This window comes from Shewanella sp. 125m-1, from assembly GCF_052977065.1.
Genome location: NZ_JBRILT010000020.1, coordinates 32,273 through 55,516 on the forward strand (window position 1 = coordinate 32,273; position 23,244 = coordinate 55,516).

General features: G+C 45.3%; 23 protein-coding genes and 1 other RNA gene. 13 read left to right on the forward strand and 11 right to left on the reverse strand.

The features are described from left to right. Nucleotides 1-21 precede the first annotated feature (21 nt). Nucleotides 22-1,152 (reverse strand): S-(hydroxymethyl)glutathione dehydrogenase/class III alcohol dehydrogenase, encoded by a 1,131-nt coding sequence (locus ACVBIK_RS10805; protein WP_447161823.1) that lies wholly within the window; start codon nucleotides 1,150-1,152, stop codon nucleotides 22-24. A gap of 236 nt (nucleotides 1,153-1,388) precedes the next feature. Next, entirely contained in the window at nucleotides 1,389-1,655 is a 267-nt protein-coding gene (locus tag ACVBIK_RS10810; RefSeq protein ID WP_447169667.1) for a DksA/TraR family C4-type zinc finger protein, read from the reverse strand. 329 nt (nucleotides 1,656-1,984) lie between these two features. Here ACVBIK_RS10810 and ACVBIK_RS10815 point away from each other — a divergent pair, with 329 nt between their 5' ends. The 6 genes from ACVBIK_RS10815 to ACVBIK_RS10840 all read left to right on the forward strand — a co-directional run bounded on the left by ACVBIK_RS10815 (nucleotide 1,985) and on the right by ACVBIK_RS10840 (nucleotide 9,339). Next, nucleotides 1,985-2,860: a LysR substrate-binding domain-containing protein gene (locus ACVBIK_RS10815; RefSeq protein WP_447169668.1), complete on the forward strand. Its 876-nt coding sequence runs from the start codon at nucleotides 1,985-1,987 to the stop codon at nucleotides 2,858-2,860. 282 nt (nucleotides 2,861-3,142) lie between these two features. After that, the gene (locus ACVBIK_RS10820) at nucleotides 3,143-4,351 is read left to right on the forward strand and encodes an NAD(P)/FAD-dependent oxidoreductase (protein ID WP_447169669.1); all 1,209 of its coding nucleotides are present in this window, start codon (nucleotides 3,143-3,145) and stop codon (nucleotides 4,349-4,351) included. Nucleotides 4,352-4,815: 464 nt separating this feature from the next. After that, entirely contained in the window at nucleotides 4,816-5,817 is a 1,002-nt protein-coding gene (locus ACVBIK_RS10825) for an ABC transporter substrate-binding protein (RefSeq protein WP_447169670.1), read from the forward strand. Nucleotides 5,818-5,901: 84 nt separating this feature from the next. Continuing rightward, complete coding sequence (locus ACVBIK_RS10830; RefSeq protein WP_447169671.1) at nucleotides 5,902-6,801, forward strand: ABC transporter permease; 900 nt, start codon at nucleotides 5,902-5,904, stop codon at nucleotides 6,799-6,801. Then, nucleotides 6,794-8,056, forward strand: coding sequence for a quaternary amine ABC transporter ATP-binding protein (locus tag ACVBIK_RS10835; protein WP_447169672.1), 1,263 nt, complete (start codon nucleotides 6,794-6,796; stop codon nucleotides 8,054-8,056). The genes ACVBIK_RS10830 and ACVBIK_RS10835 overlap by 8 nt, the downstream gene beginning before the upstream one ends. After that, nucleotides 8,056-9,339 carry a carbohydrate porin gene (locus tag ACVBIK_RS10840; protein ID WP_447169673.1) on the forward strand — a complete coding sequence of 428 codons (1,284 nt, stop codon included), beginning with the start codon at nucleotides 8,056-8,058 and terminating at the stop codon, nucleotides 9,337-9,339. Before ACVBIK_RS10835 ends, ACVBIK_RS10840 begins: the two co-directional genes overlap by 1 nt. Before the next feature lie 228 nt (nucleotides 9,340-9,567). On the opposite strand, the gene rnpB is transcribed toward ACVBIK_RS10840, so the two are convergent. Both rnpB and rsmI read right to left on the reverse strand, forming a co-directional pair. Beyond that, an RNA gene (gene rnpB, locus ACVBIK_RS10845) (RNase P RNA component class A) lies at nucleotides 9,568-9,919 on the reverse strand. A gap of 72 nt (nucleotides 9,920-9,991) precedes the next feature. After that, complete coding sequence (gene rsmI, locus ACVBIK_RS10850; protein ID WP_447161830.1) at nucleotides 9,992-10,834, reverse strand: 16S rRNA (cytidine(1402)-2'-O)-methyltransferase; 843 nt, start codon at nucleotides 10,832-10,834, stop codon at nucleotides 9,992-9,994. A 102-nt stretch (nucleotides 10,835-10,936) separates the two neighbouring features. Here rsmI and ACVBIK_RS10855 point away from each other — a divergent pair, with 102 nt between their 5' ends. The 4 genes from ACVBIK_RS10855 to ACVBIK_RS10870 all read left to right on the forward strand — a co-directional run bounded on the left by ACVBIK_RS10855 (nucleotide 10,937) and on the right by ACVBIK_RS10870 (nucleotide 14,486). Further along, nucleotides 10,937-12,811 carry a penicillin-binding protein activator gene (locus ACVBIK_RS10855; RefSeq protein WP_447169674.1) on the forward strand — a complete coding sequence of 625 codons (1,875 nt, stop codon included), beginning with the start codon at nucleotides 10,937-10,939 and terminating at the stop codon, nucleotides 12,809-12,811. Nucleotides 12,812-12,921: 110 nt separating this feature from the next. Beyond that, nucleotides 12,922-13,263 (forward strand): YraN family protein, encoded by a 342-nt coding sequence (locus tag ACVBIK_RS10860; protein WP_447164039.1) that lies wholly within the window; start codon nucleotides 12,922-12,924, stop codon nucleotides 13,261-13,263. 63 nt (nucleotides 13,264-13,326) lie between these two features. Then, nucleotides 13,327-13,920, forward strand: a complete 594-nt coding sequence (locus ACVBIK_RS10865; RefSeq protein WP_012279127.1) for a phosphoheptose isomerase — start codon at nucleotides 13,327-13,329, stop codon at nucleotides 13,918-13,920. Further along, nucleotides 13,917-14,486 carry a BON domain-containing protein gene (locus ACVBIK_RS10870; RefSeq protein ID WP_447169675.1) on the forward strand — a complete coding sequence of 190 codons (570 nt, stop codon included), beginning with the start codon at nucleotides 13,917-13,919 and terminating at the stop codon, nucleotides 14,484-14,486. Before ACVBIK_RS10865 ends, ACVBIK_RS10870 begins: the two co-directional genes overlap by 4 nt. 30 nt (nucleotides 14,487-14,516) lie before the next feature. Here ACVBIK_RS10870 and ACVBIK_RS10875 read toward each other — a convergent pair whose 3' ends face one another. Further along, nucleotides 14,517-15,401: a DMT family transporter gene (locus ACVBIK_RS10875; protein WP_447161834.1), complete on the reverse strand. Its 885-nt coding sequence runs from the start codon at nucleotides 15,399-15,401 to the stop codon at nucleotides 14,517-14,519. A 144-nt stretch (nucleotides 15,402-15,545) separates the two neighbouring features. Here ACVBIK_RS10875 and ACVBIK_RS10880 point away from each other — a divergent pair, with 144 nt between their 5' ends. Then, a complete protein-coding gene (locus tag ACVBIK_RS10880) occupies nucleotides 15,546-16,415 on the forward strand; it encodes a LysR substrate-binding domain-containing protein (protein WP_447161835.1) in 870 nt (289 codons plus the stop codon). Between the two features lie 119 nt (nucleotides 16,416-16,534). Here ACVBIK_RS10880 and trpS read toward each other — a convergent pair whose 3' ends face one another. Genes trpS through rpe form a run of 3 tightly spaced genes read right to left on the reverse strand, consistent with a single transcriptional unit; the run spans nucleotide 16,535 to nucleotide 18,927 of the window. After that, on the reverse strand, nucleotides 16,535-17,545 hold the full coding sequence (trpS, locus tag ACVBIK_RS10885) for a tryptophan--tRNA ligase (protein WP_447161836.1): 1,011 nt from the start codon (nucleotides 17,543-17,545) through the stop codon (nucleotides 16,535-16,537). Nucleotides 17,546-17,550: 5 nt separating this feature from the next. Further along, nucleotides 17,551-18,249 carry a phosphoglycolate phosphatase gene (locus ACVBIK_RS10890; RefSeq protein WP_447161837.1) on the reverse strand — a complete coding sequence of 233 codons (699 nt, stop codon included), beginning with the start codon at nucleotides 18,247-18,249 and terminating at the stop codon, nucleotides 17,551-17,553. Between the two features lie 3 nt (nucleotides 18,250-18,252). Next, the gene (gene rpe, locus ACVBIK_RS10895; RefSeq protein ID WP_220778473.1) at nucleotides 18,253-18,927 is read right to left on the reverse strand and encodes a ribulose-phosphate 3-epimerase; all 675 of its coding nucleotides are present in this window, start codon (nucleotides 18,925-18,927) and stop codon (nucleotides 18,253-18,255) included. A 213-nt stretch (nucleotides 18,928-19,140) separates the two neighbouring features. Here rpe and ACVBIK_RS10900 point away from each other — a divergent pair, with 213 nt between their 5' ends. Continuing rightward, nucleotides 19,141-19,479: a hypothetical protein gene (locus ACVBIK_RS10900; RefSeq protein ID WP_447161838.1), complete on the forward strand. Its 339-nt coding sequence runs from the start codon at nucleotides 19,141-19,143 to the stop codon at nucleotides 19,477-19,479. 8 nt (nucleotides 19,480-19,487) lie between these two features. Then, nucleotides 19,488-19,673 carry a DUF2970 domain-containing protein gene (locus ACVBIK_RS10905; RefSeq protein WP_447161839.1) on the forward strand — a complete coding sequence of 62 codons (186 nt, stop codon included), beginning with the start codon at nucleotides 19,488-19,490 and terminating at the stop codon, nucleotides 19,671-19,673. 25 nt (nucleotides 19,674-19,698) lie between these two features. On the opposite strand, the gene ACVBIK_RS10910 is transcribed toward ACVBIK_RS10905, so the two are convergent. The 3 genes from ACVBIK_RS10910 to aroB all read right to left on the reverse strand — a co-directional run bounded on the left by ACVBIK_RS10910 (nucleotide 19,699) and on the right by aroB (nucleotide 23,242). Next, on the reverse strand, nucleotides 19,699-20,538 hold the full coding sequence (locus tag ACVBIK_RS10910) for a Dam family site-specific DNA-(adenine-N6)-methyltransferase (RefSeq protein ID WP_447161840.1): 840 nt from the start codon (nucleotides 20,536-20,538) through the stop codon (nucleotides 19,699-19,701). A 54-nt stretch (nucleotides 20,539-20,592) separates the two neighbouring features. Further along, the gene (locus tag ACVBIK_RS10915) at nucleotides 20,593-22,002 is read right to left on the reverse strand and encodes an AAA family ATPase (protein ID WP_447161841.1); all 1,410 of its coding nucleotides are present in this window, start codon (nucleotides 22,000-22,002) and stop codon (nucleotides 20,593-20,595) included. Between the two features lie 160 nt (nucleotides 22,003-22,162). Continuing rightward, on the reverse strand, nucleotides 22,163-23,242 hold the full coding sequence (gene aroB / locus ACVBIK_RS10920) for a 3-dehydroquinate synthase (protein WP_447161842.1): 1,080 nt from the start codon (nucleotides 23,240-23,242) through the stop codon (nucleotides 22,163-22,165). Nucleotides 23,243-23,244 lie beyond the last annotated feature (2 nt).

A 23,244-nucleotide genomic window follows, 5' to 3' on the forward strand; every position in this document is an offset into this window, starting at 1 on the left:
TTGTTATTTTATATGACCTAATTACTTGTCGAAGTGGATTACTGTACGAATACTCTTACCTTCGTGCATAAGATCAAATGCTTCGTTAACTTGCTCAAGCGCCATTGTATGAGTAATAAAGTCACTTAACTTGAACTCACCTGCAAGGTAACGCTCAACGTACTCTGGTAATTCAGAGCGGCCTTTAACGCCACCAAATGCACTACCTTTCCAAACACGACCCGTCACTAACTGGAATGGACGCGTTGAGATCTCTTGGCCTGCACCTGCAACACCAATAATCACTGACTCGCCCCAACCTTTATGGCAACACTCAAGTGCGCTGCGCATGACGTTAACGTTACCAATACACTCAAATGAGTAATCAACGCCGCCATCAGTCAGCTCAACAATCACATCTTGGATTGGCTTGTCATAGTCTTTAGGGTTAATGCAGTCAGTTGCACCCAATTGACGGGCTAGGTCGAACTTACTTTCGTTGATATCGATAGCAATGATGCGTGACGCTTTAGCCATTGCCGCGCCGATAACCGCTGACAGACCAATGCCACCCATACCGAAGATAGCAACGGTTGCGCCTTCCTCAACTTTAGCGGTGTTCATTACCGCGCCCATACCGGTTGTGACACCACAGCCTAGAAGACAAACTTCTTCAAGTGGCGCTTCAGGGTTGACTTTCGCTAACGAAATTTCAGGTAATACGGTGTACTCAGAGAACGTTGAAGTGCCCATGTAGTGATAGATTATCTGGCCATCTTTAGAGAAACGGCTAGTACCATCTGGCATCAAACCTTTACCTTGAGTTTCACGGATCTTCTGACAAAGGTTAGTCTTACCAGACTTACAGAATTTACATTCGCCACATTCAGGAGTGTAAAGTGGGATAACGTGGTCGCCTACTTTAACGCTAGTGACACCTTCACCGATAGACTCAACAATACCGCCACCTTCATGACCAAGAATACAAGGGAAGATGCCTTCTGGATCGTCGCCCGATAATGTAAATGCGTCGGTGTGACATACGCCAGTGGCGATCATCTTAACGCGCACTTCACCTTTTTGTGGTGGCATTACATCTACGATTTCCATAGATAGTGGCTGGCCAACGGCCCAAGCTACTGCGGCTTTTGATTTGATTGTTTGTGCTGTCATCTTGTATTCCTACTCTTAATAAACTTTTATATACGGCGTGTCACCGCTGTGGGTATGGCAAAGATTATAACGACCTGTTCAATATTGATAATCCCACCAATAGGTAATTAACCTTTACCATATGGTAATAATCTTTAGGAACGTGGCTTCATTATTTACTGAAATGCTTTCTAGGGCTTGAGCTAGTTCAAAGCCATGTTATAAATTAATCTCTACTGGTTTTTGCCACAGCAAATTTAACGTAGCTGGCTATCTTTACTGCCTCGGCGATTAAACAGCTGTTGCTTTGCCTGAGCACCATCGAGTTCATTTTGACAATGAACACAGAGTCGTACACCTGCCACCGCCATACGTCGAGCCTCAGGGATCTGCTCGCCACACTCTTCACAATGTTGCAGGCTAATCCCGCCAACCAGTTTACTTCTAGCGGTTGCCACGGCATCGTCGACACTGCTGTCGATTTGATCTTGCACCGCACCATCTCTTGACCATCCACCAGCCATGTTAGTACCTCTCTATGACAATTCGCGGTTGCTGAGCATAAGTCGATTTAGCAGCCTATTAATCTATAGTCGAAGGCTGGGATTGCGTCTAACAATCCACTGTATTTCGCCCTTGAGTGACCAGCGCGAACTGAGAGCGAAGTCGCTCCAGATATAAGCAGTCCATGTCACTGGGCTGCAGGTTAGCTAACCTGATTAGCGACAATGACTCACCTTTTGATGAGGCTCATTATATTTATTTCAAATAGAATGATAATTAGCTCTTAATACAAATCTCTTTTACCATACAGTAATAAAGGCTGAGTCAGCTTGTCGCATAAGGAGTCATCATGTTTAATTGGGAAGGTGTGAGTGAGTTTGTCGCCGTTGCTGAAGCAGAAAGCTTTACCAAGGCATCACAAAGATTGGGGATATCAACCGCACAAGTCAGCCGCCAAATTAGTGCACTTGAAACCAGACTGGCCTCTAAGCTGTTTCACCGCACCACCCGCAAGGTATCGGTAACCGAAGTTGGTCGCATCTATTATCAACATTGTCGCCAAGTATTAGATGGCTTAGAAGAAGCCGAGCGTGCAATTACTAATTTGCAGACAAGCCCACGCGGGTTACTCAAAATCACCGCGCCGGTCACCTATGGCGAAATGACCATGGCGCCATTAATTAATGACTTTGCATCGCTCTACCCAGAGCTGGAAGTCAAACTCAATCTAACCAACCAAAAGTTAGACTTAGTTGATGAAGGTTACGATCTGGCGATTCGACTTGGACACTTAGAAGACTCAAGCATGATGGCCAAGAAGCTAAGCAGTCGTACCCAAAATGTGTGCGCGTCGCCTAGCTATATCTCAACCTATGGTATTCCGCACTCGCTATCAGAGCTAGATCAGCACAACTGCCTAATCGGCACCATGGATTATTGGCGCTTTCAAGAAAATGGCAAAACCAGAAATGTACGCGTTAGAGGCAGTTTAAGTTGTAATAGTGGCCACGCCTTAGTCGATGCAGCCATTAAAGGCATAGGTATAGTACAATTGCCCGATTATTACGTATTGCCGTTTATTGAGTCAGGCGAGCTAACGCCTTTGCTTGAGCAAAACCGTCAACCAGAAGAGGGGATTTGGGCGCTTTATCCGCAAAATCGCCACCTCTCACCAAAGGTACGTATGCTACTTGATCACTTAAGCCACGGCCTTAAACAAGCCTAGCACTCCCACTATTTTGACCTACACCCCAGAGCGTGGGTCAAAATACATATGACAAAATTCAAGTAAAATGCTTAAAAATCAATAAACAATAATTCCTCACCCAACAATTGTTACCTGTGTGCAAAAGTAATTTACCTTTTGAGCTAATTGTTCCAAAAAGAACGGTAACTATAATGAGCGCCATCTAAAGCCCTGCACTCGGTCATACCTTTCGTATCCCCTTTTAGTCCTAAGGCTCTTATCAAATTACATCGGCATCTGTTGATGCTTAGAGGAATTACTATGTCTCGTATTGTTATTGTTGGTGGCGGCGCAGCAGGCCTTGAAATCGCAAGTATGCTAGGTCGCAGTGTGAATAGCCAAGATGAAGTGATTTTGGTTGAAGGCGAAACCCACCATTATTGGAAGCCGCGGTTTCATGAAATAACCGCTGGTACCTTTGATACCGATCTTGATAGTCTTTGTTACTTTAGCCATGGTGCTAAAAATGGTTACATGCACTATCAAGCCTGGATGACTGACGTTAATCGAGCAGCAAAGAAACTCACCGTACGTAAGCCTAATGGTGAAACAGATACACTCGATTACGACTACCTAATCATCGCCATTGGCGCGATCAGTAATGATTTTGCGACCCAAGGTGCAAAAGAGCACTGCTTGTTCTTAGACACACCAGAACAAGCCCGTGATAGCTGGCACAAAATCAGCAGTTTGCTGCGTTCAGGTAAAGATTGCAGCATCAACATTGTCGGTGCTGGCGCGACGGGTCTAGAGCTCGCAGCAGAGCTTGCCAAAGTAAGTGCAGAACTGAGCGAAAATCCTTATGCAGCATGGCTTAATATCAACTTGATTGAAGCCGCCGATAGAGTATTACCAAACGGCCCAGTTAAAATGTCTGAGCAAGCGCTACTGAGACTTGAGAAATATCAGATTAATGTGATGCTTAATACTCGCATCGCTAGCGTTGAAGCCGATCGTATGCTCACCAGCGACGGCCTAGTGCTCAATGCCGATGTGCAGTTTTGGGCAGCAGGTATTAAAGCCCCTGACTGGCTAAAAGAGATAGGCGGCCTGCAGAGCAACTCGCTTAACCAACTGGTTGTTGAGCAAACGCTTGTTACAACCTTTGATTCATCAATCTTTGCACTCGGTGACTGCGCCGCAATTCCACAAGCAGATGGTAGCCAAGTACCACCTAAAGCTCAGGCAGCTAACCGCGCTGCAGTGCATTTAGCTAAAAACTTAGTCGCCCTATTAGATGGGAAGCCACTCAAACCTTTTGTCTACAACGACGGCGGAATGGTGGTCGCTATCGGGCATAACTTTGCAATTAGCACCATGATGAATGACAGGTTAATCTTAAAAGGCCGCTTAGTGCGCCGCCTCTACGATACGATTTTCCGTTTACATCAAAAAACGGTTAGTGGTTACTTAACCATTTCGCGTTTGATTATTTTCAAACGACTAAAGTGTTTGTTTAAACCCGCTTAAGCAGAACTATTGCAATTACCTGCGTAAATTACAGCTAAAAAAAGCCCGCTTATCTTTCGATAAGCGGTTTTTTTGAATATTAGCCATTAATTTCTAATCTCATACCGCTGACCAACTTTAATCGTGGTGCCAATCATAGTAGAGCCAATAACGCGAGAGCACGAAAGCCAATAGAGTAACCCTGTAAGTGAATAGCCCTATTTGTAGAAAGTAGTTCGAACTCTAAACATATCTAGCAGGTATTTTTTGCCCTACACCACAAAGCAAGATTGCTTAACTGTTAACCACCAAGCAGCTGTGTTAATTTTGATCGATACTAGCCTTAAATCTGTTGCAAACTAATTTACTAGACTGCAACAAGGCTGCTACCAGAAAAAGTGAAGCACTGCCTCTAGTTTGAACTCTAATGATTAACAGAGACGGCACGTGCGCAAAGGATCGCTAACCTCAAGCACGGAGTTCTTATGAAACGTATACTGTTAATTGGCTGCCTTCTTAGCGGCATAACACATCAAGCCCTAGCCCAAGAACAATGCGGCAAGGTCACTATCGCCGATATGAATTGGAGCTCTGCTTCATTAATCGCTAACGTTGACCGCTTTATTTTACAACATGGCTATGGCTGCGAAGCCGAGTTAACCCCTGGTGATACCATGCCCACCAGCACCTCTATGGTTGAAAAAGGCGAGCCAGACATCGCGCCTGAAATCTGGAGTAACAGCGTTAAAGAGCTTATCGAACAAGCAGTCACTGACAAGCGTTTGGTTATTGCCGGCAAGTCGCTATCTGATGGCGGTGAAGAGGGGTTTTGGGTGCCGCAGTACATGGTCGACAAAGACCCCAGCCTGAAAACCATTCAGGGAGTGATCGCCAATGTAAAAGCCTTTGAGCATCCAGAAGATCCAAAGCGCGGTGCCTTTTATGGCTGCCCTGCAGGCTGGGGCTGCCAACTCTCTGCAGAAAACCTCTTTCGCGCACTCAAGCTCGGTGATGCTGGGTTTGATCTTATCGATCCCGGTTCAGGAGCCGGTCTAGCGGGCTCGATTGCCCGAGCTTATGAGCGTCAACAACCTTGGTTTGGCTACTATTGGGCGCCCACTGCGGTACTAGGCAAGTACAAAATGGTCAAAGTGGACTTTGGTAGTGGTGTCGATGCAAAAGAATTTAGTGACTGTATCTCTCAAGCAGAGTGTGCCGATCCTAAAGTCACTATGTACCCTGCTGCCTTGGTACAAACAATTACTACCGCAGCATTCGCTAAAAAATCAACGTCTGCATTTGAGTATCTTGGCAAGCGCGCCTTAACCAATGCACAGATGAACCGCTTATTGGCCTGGATGGAAGATAATCAGGCTGATGGCACTATCGCTGCCGAGTACTTCTTAATCAATCATCAAGATATTTGGCTTGAATGGGTTCCCGCAGAGGTGGCCACTAAAGTGAAATTGGCCATCGCCGATCTCTAAAAGTCACTATCAAAGCGAGGCCTGTTAAGCCTCGCTTTTTTATCCTCATCTAGATTATCCCTAATAACAATAATAGAGGTCGTAATGGCTGACTTTTCTTGGCTCAGCGAATTTCCGAAAATGGATCGCTCCACTTTGCTGGGGATCCGTAAATATTTAGACGGTGCTTTTCGGGACTTTTCTCGCGAGTACGGCGATGTTATCGAGTCTTTATTCGATCCGCTGCTCGACTTTCTCATCTGGTTTGAAAAGCTGCTTGTGCAGTCGCCATGGTGGGCTGTACTGCTGTGTATCACCGCTTTGGTTTACCTTGCTAGCCGCTCATGGAAGCTATCTTTAGGCGTTGTTATTTCATTTATGCTGATTGGTTATTTTGGCATGTGGCAAGATACCATGCGCACCCTTAGCATCATTACTGTCTGCACCCTATTGGCCATCACATTGGGTGTGCCCATCGGTATCTTAATGTCTCGCAGTAATCGTACTCAGGCGGTGGTGACGCCCATTTTGGATGTGATGCAAACCATGCCTGCCTTTGTCTACTTGATCCCAGTGGTCATGCTACTGGGTATTGGCAAAGTCCCCGGCGTTATTGCCGTGGTCATATACGCCATTCCACCTGTTATTCGTCTAACTAACCTAGGGATCCGCCTAGTAGACAAAGAAGTACTAGAAGCGGCGACGGCTTACGGCGCGAATCCGATGCAGCGCTTGCTGGGAGTTCAATTACCACTGGCTTCTCCCACCATTATGGCTGGTATTAACCAGACCATTATGATGGCACTCGGAATGGTGGTTATCGCATCTATGATTGGCGTTAAGGGCTTGGGCCAGCCAGTACTCAAGTCGATCACTAACCAATATTTCACTCTTGGGCTGTTTAACGGTTTGGCTATTGTCGCACTCGCTATCATTTTTGATCGCACCTCGCAGGCCTACGCCAAACGGTCACAAAAACATACGCGAAGTGGCCATCATGAATAACAACTCATCTAAAGAGCCACTCATTCAAATTAGAGATCTTTATAAGGTCTTTGGCAAAAAACCAAACAAGGTTATTCCGCTAGTAAAAGAAGGTTTATCTAAGGATGACATTCTCGCACAAACCGGCCATACCGTGGGCCTTAAAGCCATTAACCTCGACATTCACCAAGGCGAGATTTTTGTGATTATGGGACTATCGGGCTCCGGTAAATCAACCTTAATTCGTCACTTCAATCGATTAATCGATCCTACCGAAGGCCAAATACTGGTTGAAGGCTTGGATGTGATGAAGCTCAATACCAAGCAGCTAGAACAGTTTCGGCGTAGTAAAATGGCCATGGTGTTCCAACGCTTTGGCTTAATGCCCCACAAAAGCGTGCTGGAAAATACGGCCTACGGTCTCAGTGTGCAAGGGGTAGACAAAACCACTAGAAATACCAAAGCCAAACAATGGCTGGAAACTGTCGGTTTGAGCGGATATGAAGAGCAGTATCCTTCTCAACTTTCAGGTGGCCAACAACAACGCGTCGGTCTAGCAAGAGCCCTGTGTACCGATGCCGAAATCCTGCTGATGGATGAAGCTTTCTCCGCACTCGATCCACTTATACGCAGTGAGATGCAGGACCAGTTGATAGAGCTGCAAAAAGAGCTACATAAAACCATTATCTTTATTACTCATGATCTCGATGAAGCGCTCCGCATTGGCGACCGTATCGCCATTCTCAAAGACGGCGAACTGGTTCAAGTCGGTGAGCCAGTCGATATCTTACTCAACCCTGCTGATGATTATGTTGAAGCTTTTGTCAAAGACGTAAACCGTCCGAGAGCCCTAACAGTTGAAACTGTTATGAAGCCCCCCGCATTTCGCCTCACCGCCGACACGATAGGCGAAGCCCTAAAACAGATGAAGCGCATTCCTGCCAACTATGCCTATTACGTTACCGATGAAGGCTTTCAGGGGGTGGTGTGCCAAGCAGCGCTAGAAGATGCCGCCAAAGCTGATGAAGCAGCGCTAATGGAAGACTTCAAGGTAGAAGAGCTAACCCCTATTTCACAAGATGCACTGCTTGAAAGCATTATTCCCGCGACAATGGAGTCTGATTACCCCCTCCCCGTTGTCGATGCCGATGGCGACCTACAAGGCGAACTTTCGCGGACTCACTTAGCCGACGTGCTATCGGATTTCTATAGCGACGCCGACAGCACAGCCAATACAGACCTACAAAAATCAAACTTAACTCATAAGGATAAATGATGATCCGCTACACACTTGCAGCTTCATGTATCGCCCTTGCATTATCCGCGAATGCAAGCGCCACCCCAATTGATGAAGAGCTAGAAGCGTTAAAAGCCCGCATCGAGCAACTTGAGGCTCAACAGCTTCAGTCTCAACAGCTTGAACCTGAACAACTTGAGCCTCAACAGCTTGAACCTGAACTGCTCGTCGTCGAAGAGCAACAAAAGGAACCAGAGAGCAGCGTCAATTTTGGCGGCGCCGTGCGTGTCAATTACACCTATGAAGACTATGATGACGACAATGCTGACCGTGGTGGCGATTTTGATTTTGACCTGTTCCGTATCGATGTATCAGGCAATTATCAAGACCTAATCTTTTCTGCCCAGTACCGCTGGTTTGAGTACATGAATGTGATTCAGCACGCTTGGATTGGTTACAACTTTGATGACAAACAACAAGGTAAAATTGGTGTCACTCAAGTGCCTTTTGGTATGTTAACTTACGCATCAAACAACTACTTCTTCAGCTCTAACTTCTATCTCGGACTTGAAGATGACCATGATATGGGCTTGAACTACACCTATAAAGGCGATAACAACCAAATTGATCTCGCCTTCTATAAGAATGACGAACAAGGCGGCCTTGATGGCTTTGTCTCAGACCGAACCGATCGTTATGCCTACGATGTTGTTGGTATCCGTTTACCTGGAGAAGGTGTCTATGATGCCCCCAGTGACGGTTACGCTGCAGCTGAGGTGAATACCTTCAATGGTCGTTATGCTCACAATTTAATATTCGATGAGCTCGAAGTTGAACTGGGCGCATCAATCCAAGCCGGACAGCTTGATATTGCCAATGGCACCGATGGCGATAATGTCGCTGCAGCCATTCACAGCGTGGTTAACTACGATCGCTGGAACGTTAAATTACAGCTGACCGACTACAAATACGATGTCGATGGCATGGATGTAGAACGTATTGTGGTAGCCGCATATCATTTTTACGACTCTATTCCAGCAGAAGCCACGACTTATATCGCCAACGTGGCATACAGCTTACCTGTAGAGATAGGCCCGATATCCAACCTAACCTTCTATAACGATTATTCGCTGGTTACCGATAAATCTGCGGCACTGGCTGATACCTTTATGAATGTCACTGGTATGGCTATTGCTGCAGGTGGACTCTATACCTATGTCGACTTTGTTGTTGCAGAGAACCAACCCTTTATCGGCGGCACTATGGTGGGAGATGGCGGCACTAACACCCGCTTTAATATTAATTTCGGTTACTATTTCTAGTCATACTATTTATACCGACAAACCTGATTTACAGGTAATAAAAAGCCCGCTTACTTTTCGGTAAACGGGCTTTTTATTAAGAGGTGACATTGATATCCGATAAACCCTAACTCTGGTTCAAGAGTGAAATAAATGACTTTTTATCTTTCTTTTCGAACTGCCACTCTAAAGAATTAATCGTTTTAAAAACAAAAGGCCCCACATTTCTGTGAGGCCTTCTGCATCAAAAGGTTGAGTTGGCCGATAAGCCGGGTCCTGTCGTGGACAGTTATTCATCTAGGCCTGCAATCGCTCACAGGCTCAAGCGACCTACCCGGTCCCAACGCGAGCAGCGCCATACGGGACCCTATTTGGTCTTGCTTCGGGTAGAGTTTACCTTGCTACGGACTATTGCTAGCCGCACGGTGCGCTCTTACCGCACCCTTTCACCCTTACCGACTTGATAAATCAAGCAGGCGGTTTCCTCTCTGTTGCACTTGTCGTCGGTTCACACCGCCCAGGCGTTACCTGGTACCCTGCTCTTTGAAGCCCGGACTTTCCTCCCCGTTCTTGCGAACGCGGCAACTGTCTAGCCAACTCGGCGCGGATTATAGCCTAAGCGAGACTAACAAACCAAGGACTTTCACAAATACCGTCTTCGCACGCACAATATTTAAAGGCCGATGGATAAACCATGTTTATAAAGTGCGTTCTTTTTAATATCGTAAATCTGTCCCGCTACGGCGGCGGCTTTTTTCAAAGGCAGCTCTTCGCACAGTAATTTAAGCGTGTTTATCACTGTTGGCGAGAACTCTAACTCTTCATCGCTGCGATGGCCGTGACACATCAACACGATTTCACCGCGCTGCTGATTAGGATCATCTTTAACGGTTTGCAGTACTTCACCAGCGGGACCAGACAGGAAGGTCTCAAAAGTTTTAGTCACTTCTCGAGCCATCACAATTTCACGGTCACTACCTAACGCTTCAACCAGTGACTCTAGGCTGTGAACGATACGATGCGGTGATTCATAAAAAATTAACGTGCGAGGATCATCTTTCAGTGCGGTAAGTTTATCAAATCTCGCTTTCTCTTTTGAGGGTAAGAAACCTTCAAACGAGAACCGATCAGAAGGTAAACCGGAAGCACTTAATGCCGTAATCGCAGCACATGGTCCGGGCAGTGGGATCACATTAAATCCTGCTTCACGCACTTGTTTAACTAAGTGGTAGCCAGGATCTGAGATCAGCGGTGTGCCAGCATCGGAGATCAATGCTACCGCTTCACCATTACCCAGCTTTTGAATGATCCACTGCGCTCTATCACGTTCATTGTGATCGTGTAGCGCAGTTTTTCGAGTTTCAATACCGAAGTGACTCAGTAATTTTCCACTATGACGGGTATCTTCACAGGCAATAAGTGATACTTGGTTAAGTACCTCTATTGCACGGCTACTGATGTCCCCTAGGTTCCCAATTGGTGTGGGAACAATGTAAAGCGCGACCGACAGGTCCATAACTACCTCTGTATTGAGTGTTGGCAAGAGTTTCTAACAATACTTTCGCCAAGCGGAAGAGCAGGTTAAACTATTAGCAGCATCTTACCAGAGTGAAGACCCGTGTTAAAAAGACTGAATACAACAAAATTTATTTCTATCGCAATTTTATCTGCGGTTTTGTTCGGTTGCGGCACGACTTCTGCGCCGGTACAGACTGAAAAGACACAAGTTTCTTTATCCGCAGTGACCGAGACGTCATCGCAATATTTAGCCCTTGCTGCCAAAGAAAAAAATAAACAAACCCGCGATAAATATGTTTTACTCGCCGCGCATGCCTTTATCAACGAAGGGAATGCCAGCGCTGCAGATAAAGCGCTGAAATCGATTGCGCAAGATATCAGCCAAAAACCAGAGCTACTGGCGGAGCATATTTACCTTTCCGCTCGCGTATTAGAGATGACGTCGACCTATGATCATGCTCTGCAGGTGCTTAATTATCCAAGCGACTGGACACTGCCAAACTGGCAATGGGTCAGTTACTACCAGTTTAAGGCTCACCTGTATCAATTAGTTAATCAACCAATCGATCAAGTGAGACAATTGAGCTTACTGAGTCAGTATTTACCGGCCTCACAGGCTCAAGAAGTCAACGACACTATTTGGCGCTCTCTACAGCCGATTAACGAACAAACCCTATTAAGCTTTAGCAACGATACCTCTAACCCGATTTTTGCGGGTTGGGTACAACTGGCCTATATCGCTAAACACTATGCCGTCGACCCTAACGATCTGGTTCGCCACTTAGGCAGCTGGCAACAACTCAACCCGTATCATCCTGCAGCGGCAAAACTGCCCACTGACTTAGAAAAGGCACTTAACACTCAGCCTTATCAGCCAAAAAATATCGCGGTCTTACTGCCATTAACAGGCTCACGTGCAAGCGTTGCTAGCACCGTCAAGCAAGGCATTATTGCTAACTATATGGCAACCGGTGACGACAGTGTTGCACTCAACTTTTTCGATACAGCAACAGGTGCACAGGCCGCTTACCAGCAAGCCGTGGCATCGGGCGCTGAATTTATCATTGGTCCACTACTGCAAACTGAAGTCGAGCAGTTACAGAATATGACTGCTGTAGGCGCTTCCGTTAACGCGGTTGGAGAGGCTGTCGCCGTGAGTCCTGTGGTGAGCAAGACCATTCCACAGCTTTACTTGAACCATATTGATACTTTTACCGCCGATCCTGATAAGTATTTCTTTGCCTTATCGCCGACCGATGAAGCCATTGATGCGGCTCAGCGCCTATACAATGATAGTGTTGAACAGCCGTTACTATTAGTCAGCAATGATGCTGTTGGCCACCGCATGGCGGAAAGCTTCAATAAGGCTTGGCAAACCCTGACTAATAATCCGGCCGAAATCCATTACTATGACGGCGGCGACAAAATGAAGGTCACAGTACAAAAAGCCTTAGGCGTTATCGATAGTAAAGAACGTATTTCTCGCATTAAGGCTATTTTGACTCCTAAGATTGAAGCGGATTTTCGCTCCCGTCGCGATGTCGATGCTATCTATATGATTTCTGCCAGCCAAGATTTAGCGCTACTTAAGCCTTTTATCGACGTTAACTTTAGCGTGTTTGCTGAGCCTGTGCCTCTGTATACCACCAGCCGTAGCCGTGTTGAAGGTAACGACCGAGAAACGGCTAATGAGCTGAATAACTTAACGATTAGCGACATTCCATGGCTGATCACGCCCAACACTGAAACCCGTATGGTCAATGAGCTATGGCCTAACTGGAGTAACAGCCGTAAACGTCTATTTATTATGGGCTATGATGCGCTCGATTTAGTCGGTAAACTGGCACAAATGCGCGCCTTACCTGGCTATCAGTTTACAGGGCGTAGCGGTTTGTTATCGGTGCAACCTGACGGTACCTTGAATCGCCAGCTCAGCTGGGGCCGCTATCAAAGAGGTAACTTGCGTCCGCTATAAAGCCGATGCAGGAAGCTTTTGATAAACTTTACAGTTAAATACGCTGAAGCAAATAGTCTCGGCACAATCTTTAAGATATATTCAAATTAACGCGACAAGGATGAGCGAATTTGGCACCAGCTAACCCAAATCAAGGCCAAATTGCCGAATATGCAGCACGGCAATATTTGCAGCAACGTGGGCTAACCTTTGTCGAACAAAACGTGCGATACCGTTTTGGTGAAATAGACATAGTGATGAAAGATGGCAGCGATTGGGTGTTCGTTGAGGTAAAATACCGCTCTCCATCTCAATACGGTGGTGCCGTTAATGCTTTGAGCCCAGCACAAGCAAGGCGAATTAGAAAAGCAGCAAACCATTACATACAGTTAAATCGAATCGATGCTATTTGTCGTTTCGATGTCATTGCGGCCGATCCCCAAGGGATCCAATGGATCCGCGGTGCATTTTAAATAGTTTAATTTTCATATGTACCACCAGCCAAAAGTGGACATAAATAAACATAGGGTTTATCCATGTTAGAACGCATTAAAGACAGCTTTACAGAGTCAATTCAAACTAAGATTGATGCTTCTGAAGCACTACCAGAATCAATTGCTAAAGCCGCTGAGATGATGGTTCACTGCCTGCTTAGTGGTAATAAAATCCTAGCTTGCGGTAATGGCGGTAGCGCCGGTGATGCACAGCATTTTTCTGCGGAGCTATTAAACCGCTATGAAATTGAGCGTCCACCACTACCCGCTATTGCTCTTAGCTGCGACACGTCAACAATCACAGCGATTGCTAACGATTACAGCTACGATGAAATCTTCTCTAAACAGATTATGGCACTAGGCCAGCCTGGCGATATTTTGTTAGCGATTTCAACCAGCGGTAACTCAGGTAACGTGATTAAAGCCATGGAAGCAGCCCTAAGCCGTGACATGACAATTGTATCGCTAACCGGTAAAGATGGCGGCGCGATGGCAGGCCTACTTAGCGTCAACGACGTTGAGATCCGTGTGCCATCAAATGTCACCGCCCGTATTCAAGAAGTTCACCTGCTAGCGATTCATTGCTTGTGTGACAACATCGACCACACATTATTCCCGCAGGACGAACAAGCATGAGAGCAGTGCTCCCATTAATCGCGATTGTGTTAATGCTGCAAGGCTGCGCTGGGGCCGTTATGGTCGGTGCAGTCGGCGGTGCAATGATGGTTAATGACGAGCGCAGCTTTAAGACTCAAATTGATGACACCAATGCCGACTTTAATATCTCTAGCGCATTGGCTTCTCATGATGACTTAAAAAACCAGGCGAATATTAGCGGGATTGTTATGAACGCTAATGTATTGATGATTGGCCAAGCGCCGAACTCAATGCTGCGAGATAAAGCGGTTCGTACTGTTAAAGAGCTAAAGATTGGCGGCAAGATCCATAACCAGATCCGTATTGGTAATCCAACCTCTTTTACGACTCGTAGTAACGATACCTGGATCACCACTAAGGTGAAGGGTCGAATGCTCAATGAGAAAGACTTAGATGTAACCAATATTAAGGTCGTCACTGAAAATGGTGAGGTGTTCTTAATTGGTTATGTCGAACGCGCTCAAGCCGAGTTAGCCGTGGAAGTGGCGCGTAATACCGCCGGCGTGCGCAAAGTGATTAAGGTGTTTGAATATACAGATTCTTAATCACAATGCCCTTCGCCAACACCTAAAAGATCATCCCGCCTTTTGCTCGATGATTTTTTTGGGTTTTAAATTAGCCATTCTTGCAACTATCCATGGAATAACTAGCGATGGCAGTACAATAAAGCCTGCACCAACCCAGCTCAAACCGTCTAACCACTCATCGAATAGCAGCCAGCCAAACAACACACAAAAGAGTAATCCGGTGTATTCAGCAATCGCTATCTGACTCGCCTGCGCTTTACGGTAAGCCAATACACACAACCAGTGATACGCCAGTAAGAAGCTGTTACTCAGTGCCGCAATGCCGATTAAGCCCCAGCTTACGCCCTCAAAGCCCTGTACCAGTACCATCACTAATGTCAGCGGGATACTGAGCGTGTTATACAACATCAGGGTCACACTTGGATCCTCGCTATCGGGCAGCTTACGTAGCGCGAGCTGATTCAGGGCAAAAGTAAAAGCCGAGATCAGCACCGCAATCCCAAACCAGTTGATTTCGCTTGGACGCAGTAAGATTAAAATACCAATAAAACCTAAAATGGTGGCGAGCCACTGAGTTGGCGTTACCTTCTCTTTTAGAAAAATCGAGCCCATCAGCACAATCATCAAAGGGGCAGAAAAGAATAACGAGCTCACCGTCGCAATAGGTAATGACATCAAGCCCATAATCAAACACACCGCCCCTAATGCCCCCGTGTTCGAGCGGAAAAAGTGGACTTTTACATGTTGAGTCGTCGGTCTTTTAGCGTAAAACCATAAAGGCAGTAACATCAATACCGATAGTATTTGCCGTATTAACAAGAAAGTCGCGGCGTTACTTCCCTCTGGCATCCATTTAATAGAGACATCATAGAGCGCACTAAATAGGTTGCCGAAAACGAGGATAGCCATAGCAATTATGACGTTAGATTTCATCTGTTTTTCCACAGTACAACTGAATATGCGCGCATGATATCGCCCACAAAAGCCAAACTAAAATGATGTTTTTTATCCATGCATGAATTAAATTAATATCATGATGAAGATCACCTATTAAATTCATATATTGAGCAGGTCACTATGCGCAAACTCCCGCCATTAAGAGCCTTGCAGGTTTTTGAAGCCGCAGCTAGGCAGTCTCACTTCTCACGTGCTGCAGCCGAATTATGCATCACGCAAAGTGCAGTCTCTCATCAGGTAAAGCAGCTAGAAGAACATTACGGAGAACGCTTATTTAAACGTGAGGGACGGCAGCTGCAACTCACTAGCAAAGGTGAACTGCTATATCGAGAGTTAGAACGGATCTTCAACGAGTTAAGTGACTTAAGTATGCAGATAAGCGGTGACAGTAACGAGCAACTTCGCCTTGCTGTGTACAGTTCGTTTGCGGTCAAATGGTTAATTCCAAGACTCAGCGATTTTAGACGTCAACACCCTCAAATCAAAATCCGTCTCGACATGATAGCCGATGACCCAGAACTCAGTGACAGCGTGGCAGATATGTTTATCACCGGCCAAAGCGGTCAATTAGGTTACCACCATCACTTACTGCATAAAGAGCGCTTAATTCCGGTTATCAGCCCAAGTTTACTGGCGCTAGATAGCATAGCACTGGACGAATTAGCCAAGCACCCATTGCTGACGGTTGATGAAGGTGCACTGGGGCTCGATTGGGACCGCTGGTTTGTGGTAAACAACTTAGTGCCACCCGCAGAACAACAGCAACATATTTTTAGTCATGTGTTGTTAGCGATAGAAGCGGCTATAACTGGCCAAGGAATTGCGCTGGCATCTGACTTTATGGTGCAAGCTGATATTGATAAAGGGGTATTAGTAGCGCTTGATTTACCCGATATTTTGACTGGATTTGAGTTCTATTTCAGCTGTAAACAGCGCCGCCTCAAAGAGCCCGCTATTGCCGCATTTGTTGCTTGGCTAAGTCGCCAATAACGCGATCAAACTGAAGCAAGAAAGCTTAAGCAATACAACTTCAGTAATAAACTTAAGCAGCAATAAAAAAGCCAGCGATAATAGCTGGCTTTGAATCAATTTTAGGACCAGATACCAAATTAAACGATAAGCCCAATCTTTTCGTATACATTCTTGATGGTAACTTCAGCGCGAGCCTGTGCCTTTTCGGCACCGTCTTTCATCACTTTAGCCAAGAAATCGTGGTCTGCGCGGTATTCTTTAAAGCGCTGCTGTAGCGGCTCAAGCATACCGACAACGGCTTCACCCGTAGCCACTTTTAAATGACCATACATTTTGCCTTCAAACTCGGCTTCAATACTCGCAATCGATTGACCAGTACAGCCTGACATTAAGCTGATTAAGTTAGATACACCTGGCTTTTCAGCAACATCAAAACGGACTACTGGTGGCTCTTGACCATCTGTCATCGCCTTCTTTATCTTCTTCATGACAGCTTTTGGGTCTTCAAGTAAGCCAATAACGTTATTACGGTTATCATCAGACTTAGACATCTTCTTTAGCGGATCTTGTAGTGACATCACCTTAGCACCATGCTCTGGGATGAATGGCTCTGGGATCACAAATGTTTCACCATAAGCATTGTTAAAGCGTGTGGCAATATCACGCGTTAACTCTAAATGCTGCTTTTGATCTTGGCCTACTGGAATTTCGTTCGCTTGATAAAGCAAAATATCTGCCGCCATCAACACCGGGTAACCAAATAAGCCCACGTTAATGTTATTAGCATGCTTTTGTGATTTATCTTTAAACTGCGTCATGCGGTTAAGCTCACCCATCTGGGTGTAACAATTTAGTGCCCAGCCAAGCTGCGTGTGCTGTGGAACCTGAGACTGAATAAATACCGTGCTCTTCTTAGGGTCAACACCACAAGCCAAATACAGTGCTAGCGTATCAAGACATGCTTCACGTAATTTAACTGGATCTTGTCTGACAGTAATCGCATGCAGGTCAACGACGCAATAAAGGCAATCATGACTATCTTGCATTGCAACCCACTGACGTAACGCGCCCATATAGTTGCCGATGGTCAGCTCGCCTGATGGCTGCGCTCCGCTTAGAACTACGGGTTTCGTTAGAGGGTTCGTCATTTTGTTTATTGCTCCGTTGCTTTATCGCGCAGTTTAAGTAGCGCGGTTATTTCACTAAATTGTTCACATACGGCGTCGGGGCCGCTTAGCCCGATATCTTCACCGTAGTTGTAGCCGTAGGTCAAGCCCACAGAGGCAACCTTAGCCGCTTTTGCCGCTAATATATCGTTCTTTGAGTCGCCGACCATCAATAATTGCTCTGTTTGCAACTGCCATTCATGCAAAATGTGCTCTAATGGCAATGGATCCGGCTTCATCTTAGACAGTGAGTCACCACCAAGCACGATGCTAAAATACCCATCAATATTGAATGCTTTCAATAATGGAATGGTAAATTCAAAAGGCTTATTAGTCACAATTGCCATTTGATAGCCCGCTTGTTGCAGCTGAAATAAAACAGTTTCAACATTTGAGTAAAGCACACTGTGCTGCTGCAGGTTTAACTTATAAAAATGCATAAAGCGCGGCATAGTGCTTTGCAGCTTTTCTTCACTCACTTGAGCATCAAGAGAAAAACTGAGCGCTCTGCGCATCAACATCTCGGCGCCATTACCTACCCAGCTGCGCACCATATCATCGCTACACAGTGGCAAATTCAGCTCAGCTAGCGTCGCACGAGTCGCTGCGGCTAGATCTGGAACGCTATCAATTAGCGTTCCGTCTAAGTCAAATGCTACGGCTTTAATTTGACTAAAAGTGCTCATTGGCTACGCCTCAACAGTCGCTAATTCGCTGCGCATTTCATCAATTACCGCTTTGTAATCAGGCTTGTTGAAAATGGCAGAACCAGCAACAAACATGTCTGCACCCGCTGCTGCGATTTCAGCAATGTTGTCGACCTTTACGCCGCCATCGACTTGTAAACGAATGTCATAACCACTGTCATCAATCAACTTACGCACTTGACGCAACTTATCTAATGTAGACGGAATAAATGATTGGCCACCAAAACCCGGGTTTACAGACATCAACAAAATTACATCTAACTTATCCATTACGTGATCAAGGTAGTGCAGTGGTGTAGCTGGGTTAAATACTAGACCTGCTTTGCAGCCTGATTCTTTGATTAACTGCAGGGTACGGTCCACATGCTCAGAGGCTTCTGGATGGAAAGTTATAATTGAGGCTCCGGCAGCAGCAAAATCAGGGATGATACGGTCAACAGGCTTCACCATTAGGTGCACGTCAATATCGGCAGTCACACCATAGTTACGTAGCGCCTGGCACACCATAGGACCAATGGTTAAATTTGGCACATAATGATTATCCATGACATCAAAATGAACCACATCAGCCCCCGCGTTTAATACGGCATCGACATCTTCACCTAGACGAGCAAAATCGGCAGATAAAATAGAAGGAGCAATCAAAAATGGACGCATAACGAACTCACTTTAATGTTTAAGAAGTACGCCATTCTACCTGCTGTAGCCATAGCCCTCCACACCTGAGCGCCCATTTCAGCTAAATTGCAGAGATAAAATATTTCACCTAAACAATGAAATAGGATTTACACGTAAAAAACGTTTAAAATATAGCCTGCTTTGTTATACTATCTCGACGAGTTACAAAGGAAGTGAATAAAAGGAGGCGTGATGAAAGGATTTATACAGAATACTGCAGTGCTAAAATCTGTTGCTATTCTTGCGCTTGGCTTTACAGCGATAACCAGTTTCGCACTCTCTTCAAATCGAACCGACATTGCAGCAAATACAGCCTGTGCATGCGATAGCGACTCGAGTCAGTACAACCCTAGTCTACCTGCTAGCCACCCGAGTAATCGCTGCGCTGAACAGATGAGCGACTTAAGCTGGCAAAGCTGGTTAACCGGTAACAGCCAGACCAATCAATTACACTTTATCGATCTGTTTGAACTGTTATATGGCCATGAAAGCGCGCCTATCAGTAAGAACACTCCACTCAACAGCAAGTAATCAACAACATGCTGCGCCGCTTGTGGCACATATTCTCTAGTACTTTAGCGGCATTTTTTGGGGTACAAACAGAGCAGAATCGCGTAAGAGACTTTCAGACATCTTCACCCGTTCCCTTTATCATCATGGGCATAATATTAGCGATTATGTTTGTAGCTGCGTTACTGTTTATCGTTAGGCAGGTATTAGCATAATCCCTAGCCTAACGAGATTAGAAATTTAATCGTTTTCGTTATGGTATGAATCATCATACAGCGCCATCAGCTCATCGACTTTTTTACGGCCACTGCCCTTCTGACTAATATTACGCTGAACTTGAATCGTACCGAAACGAGCACCGTGGTATAACTCACGCGTTAACGGAATATCATGGTTACTAATCAGTACAGGAATACCACGCTCGATAGCTGTATGGCGTGCATGCCTCGCAAGCAAAGCCTGATCATCCAATGAAAAACCGCTCCCAACATAAGTCGTAAAGCTGGCTGTCGATGACAAAGGTGCGTAAGGCGGATCGCAATACACCACATCACCCGCTTGGGTCAGACCTATAGCTTGCTCATAACCGATGCACTGGAATTCGGCTTTTTGAGCCTTTTCAGAAAAAGCTCTGATCTCTTTTTCTGGGAAGTAAGGTTTCTTATACGAACCAAATGGCACATTGAAGCCACCCTTACGGTTATAACGGCATAAACCATTAAAACCATGACGGTTCATATAGAGGAAATATACTGAGCGCGTAAAAGGATCTTGCGTGGCATTAAAAGCTGTACGTATTTTGTAGTAAGCCTCTTTTTCATTCATCTCAGGAACAAAAAGCGCTTGAGCAGCTTTGATGTATTTCTCAGGCTCTTTTTGCACAATCTTGTACAAGTTAATCAGATCATGATTAATATCGCACAATAGGTAACGACTATAATTGGTATTGAGAAATACTGAGCCAGCACCGACAAAAGGCTCGACCAGGCGGTCACCTTCAGGTAGATGTTCTGATAAGGCTTCAATCAGTTTAAATTTTCCGCCAGCCCACTTTAAAAAGGCTCTTTGTTTTTTAATCATTTAAATTGATTGAACACTGTGAAAAAAAGAGAGCTGATGATTGTACTCTGTTTATTATTGAATTTCACGAGTTGGAAGTACATCTTGTAGCTCATATTCATTAAGATTTTGCCAAGCTCGGATCCACGGCTCAGAAATTCCCGTTTTAGCCATTAATAGTGCCGACTGTTCTTGCGCACTTTTTCGACTAGAAAACTCTCCGAGTAGCACTACCCACCGATTCTTATAGCGCGCCACTTTAACTTGAGGAATATCTTCAAGCCTTAAAAGTGTGTTACGTAAAGAGTCTATCTTTTTTACACTCGCCAGCTGCAGGGTATACCCCTCTATTGGTCTACTGGGTAACTTTGCAATCGAGTCAACAGTTTCCGCTATTAGGGCCGCCTCTTCACGATGCTTTACAGCCTTGGTCAGTACTTTATTTGGCTTGTTACTTAACTCTGGCTGTATTGCATTCACTTGCTCTTGCTGCTCAGCTGCAAACGTCGAGATTTGCTTGGCTTCGTATGTAGTGACTTCAGTTGCATTAGAACCATCAAAATTGCCAAAACCCGATAAGGCTAAATGAGGTATTGGGCGGTAATGCTGCAGGATGCGCTTGGCATATTCAATAAGAAAGGTGTTATCTGGGCCAAACCGTTCGTCAGCATTAATCGCAAACGTAACCTCTTTAGCCTCAACATCTTCTGCGCTCTGATTACTATCAATTAGCAACCAACTCGCTAGCAGGGCAACAATGCCTAATGTTGAAGCGATAATAATCGTTTTTAATCTAGACTTTTGCAGTAACTGAACTTCCTCACCATTAAGCGCAAGCTCAAGTAAACCAACCACTTCTTTAGGTGTGCCAAGTTGCATCTCTAATCGGTTTTTAACTATATCCCTTGGAGTAAACGGTTGCTGTTCACTACGGCTTAATAAAGTGTAATAAAGGCCTTCGCGCTCAACTTGCTCTAATGGCTCAATATGTATGGCTAATACTTGCTCCAACAGGGGGGCTGGCAGCTGTTTGGTGACATCATTAAAAAACTCGGCAGGCGATGTCATTAAAATTTTAATCGACTTACCAGACAAGGATAGTTGACTAAGTACAATACATTCTGCCCAGATCTCAAGCGGCAATAGATGGGCGTCATCGAGTACGATACAGCTCTTGGTAGGCAGAGAGCCTATGACACTCAGTAAGCATTCTGGTAAAGGGGTTTCATCATCAAATACAGGATCGCTGAGTAGCTGAACCAATATTTTGCGCCTGATTTCAGCGCTATCGCAGTGTTTAGGACAAATAACTAATGCGGAGCTATGGTGCTCTAACTCACTGAGCAGTGCGGTAGCCAAAGTGGTCTTACCCGCACCATCGTCACCGGTTAACACCATCAACTGTTCGCCATACAAACTGAGATGTAATAGACGATGCAATAATGCATCTTGGCTTGGTAGTAGCGCAGCACCTGAAAACGACATCTAAAGTTGACCCCAATTCAGTTGTGACAATAAAGCCTTAGCAATAATTTTAGGCAACAAAAATCCACAACTATTCCTAAAGGGCATAGCCAGCAAAGAATAATCGAAGACTTGTTTTTTTATATTGAGTTTAGCGTTCACCGATCACCTGCAACATAATTTATGCGCAGTTGATAACCTCTTCCAGTAGCTCATCGGTAACGTCACTGTAGATCCCTGCTTGACCTATGCCTTCAGGTAAAATGAGTCGTAACTGACCTTTGAGCACCTTCTTATCTCGGCGCATATGCTTAATGAATTGTTCAAAACCCATTGTTTCGGGTGCGGTTATCGGTAAATCAAATGCCGCTAATAACGCCGTTATTCGACAAACAATTGACTCATCAACCAACCCAAGCTTATTTGAAGTTATCGCAGCAAGGACTGTGCCAGCTGAAACGGCCTCACCATGCAACCATACACCGTAGCCCATTTCAGCTTCAATAGCGTGACCAAAGGTGTGCCCGAGATTCAGCAGTGCACGCACAGCTTGTTCGGTTTCATCCTTTTCTACGACTTCGGCTTTAATTTCACAGCAACGGCTAATTGCATACTCGAGCGCTTGTGTATCCAATGATTTCAACGCTTCAACGTTGTTTTCAAGCCATTGGAAAAACTCAGCATCCCAAATCACCCCATACTTAATGACTTCCGCCATGCCAGCTGCGAATTCACGTTTAGGTAGCGTGCTTAAACAATTGGTGTCAATTAATACACATTTCGGCTGATAGAAGGCTCCTATCATATTTTTGCCTAATGGGTGATTAACTGCAGTTTTACCACCAACAGACGAGTCCACTTGAGATAACAGCGTTGTTGGAATTTGGATAAAATCCACGCCACGTTGATAGCTCGCCGCGGCAAAGCCTGTCATATCGCCAATTACACCACCACCTAAAGCAACTAATACCGTATCACGGCCTAAGTTTTGCTCTAGTAATGCAGTGAATATCGAATTCATCTGTTCGAGGGTTTTATATTGCTCTCCATCGGGCAGAATGACAGGAGTCACGCACGCGAAACCCGACAGCATAGCTTCTACCTTTTCAAGATAGAGAGGCGCTATCGTTTCATTAGTGACGATTAGAATGTTTTTATGTTGAAGATAGCGAGCCAAAGGCTCGCAACTACTAAACAAATTCTGGCCAATTTCAATTGGGTAACTGCGCTCTCCGAGCTCTACCAGAACTTGTTTCGTCATAT

Bases quoted from the DNA above. Each gene is read 5' to 3' on its own strand.
- ACVBIK_RS10875 (WP_447161834.1), bottom strand. From the start codon at position 15,401: ATGAAATCTAACGTCATAATTGCTATGGCTATCCTCGTTTTCGGCAAC.
- ACVBIK_RS10835 (WP_447169672.1), top strand. From the start codon at position 6,794: ATGAATAACAACTCATCTAAAGAGCCACTCATTCAAATTAGAGATCTT.
- ACVBIK_RS10830 (WP_447169671.1), top strand. From the start codon at position 5,902: ATGGCTGACTTTTCTTGGCTCAGCGAATTTCCGAAAATGGATCGCTCC.
- ACVBIK_RS10865 (WP_012279127.1), top strand. From the start codon at position 13,327: ATGTTAGAACGCATTAAAGACAGCTTTACAGAGTCAATTCAAACTAAG.
- ACVBIK_RS10840 (WP_447169673.1), top strand. From the start codon at position 8,056: ATGATCCGCTACACACTTGCAGCTTCATGTATCGCCCTTGCATTATCC.
- ACVBIK_RS10900 (WP_447161838.1), top strand. From the start codon at position 19,141: ATGAAAGGATTTATACAGAATACTGCAGTGCTAAAATCTGTTGCTATT.
- ACVBIK_RS10915 (WP_447161841.1), bottom strand. From the start codon at position 22,002: ATGTCGTTTTCAGGTGCTGCGCTACTACCAAGCCAAGATGCATTATTG.
- rpe (WP_220778473.1), bottom strand. From the start codon at position 18,927: ATGCGTCCATTTTTGATTGCTCCTTCTATTTTATCTGCCGATTTTGCT.
- ACVBIK_RS10905 (WP_447161839.1), top strand. From the start codon at position 19,488: ATGCTGCGCCGCTTGTGGCACATATTCTCTAGTACTTTAGCGGCATTT.
- rsmI (WP_447161830.1), bottom strand. From the start codon at position 10,834: ATGGACCTGTCGGTCGCGCTTTACATTGTTCCCACACCAATTGGGAAC.
- ACVBIK_RS10815 (WP_447169668.1), top strand. From the start codon at position 1,985: ATGTTTAATTGGGAAGGTGTGAGTGAGTTTGTCGCCGTTGCTGAAGCA.
- trpS (WP_447161836.1), bottom strand. From the start codon at position 17,545: ATGACGAACCCTCTAACGAAACCCGTAGTTCTAAGCGGAGCGCAGCCA.
- ACVBIK_RS10910 (WP_447161840.1), bottom strand. From the start codon at position 20,538: ATGATTAAAAAACAAAGAGCCTTTTTAAAGTGGGCTGGCGGAAAATTT.
- ACVBIK_RS10825 (WP_447169670.1), top strand. From the start codon at position 4,816: ATGAAACGTATACTGTTAATTGGCTGCCTTCTTAGCGGCATAACACAT.
- ACVBIK_RS10810 (WP_447169667.1), bottom strand. From the start codon at position 1,655: ATGGCTGGTGGATGGTCAAGAGATGGTGCGGTGCAAGATCAAATCGAC.
- ACVBIK_RS10805 (WP_447161823.1), bottom strand. From the start codon at position 1,152: ATGACAGCACAAACAATCAAATCAAAAGCCGCAGTAGCTTGGGCCGTT.
- ACVBIK_RS10870 (WP_447169675.1), top strand. From the start codon at position 13,917: ATGAGAGCAGTGCTCCCATTAATCGCGATTGTGTTAATGCTGCAAGGC.
- ACVBIK_RS10880 (WP_447161835.1), top strand. From the start codon at position 15,546: ATGCGCAAACTCCCGCCATTAAGAGCCTTGCAGGTTTTTGAAGCCGCA.
- ACVBIK_RS10890 (WP_447161837.1), bottom strand. From the start codon at position 18,249: ATGAGCACTTTTAGTCAAATTAAAGCCGTAGCATTTGACTTAGACGGA.
- aroB (WP_447161842.1), bottom strand. From the start codon at position 23,242: ATGACGAAACAAGTTCTGGTAGAGCTCGGAGAGCGCAGTTACCCAATT.
- ACVBIK_RS10820 (WP_447169669.1), top strand. From the start codon at position 3,143: ATGTCTCGTATTGTTATTGTTGGTGGCGGCGCAGCAGGCCTTGAAATC.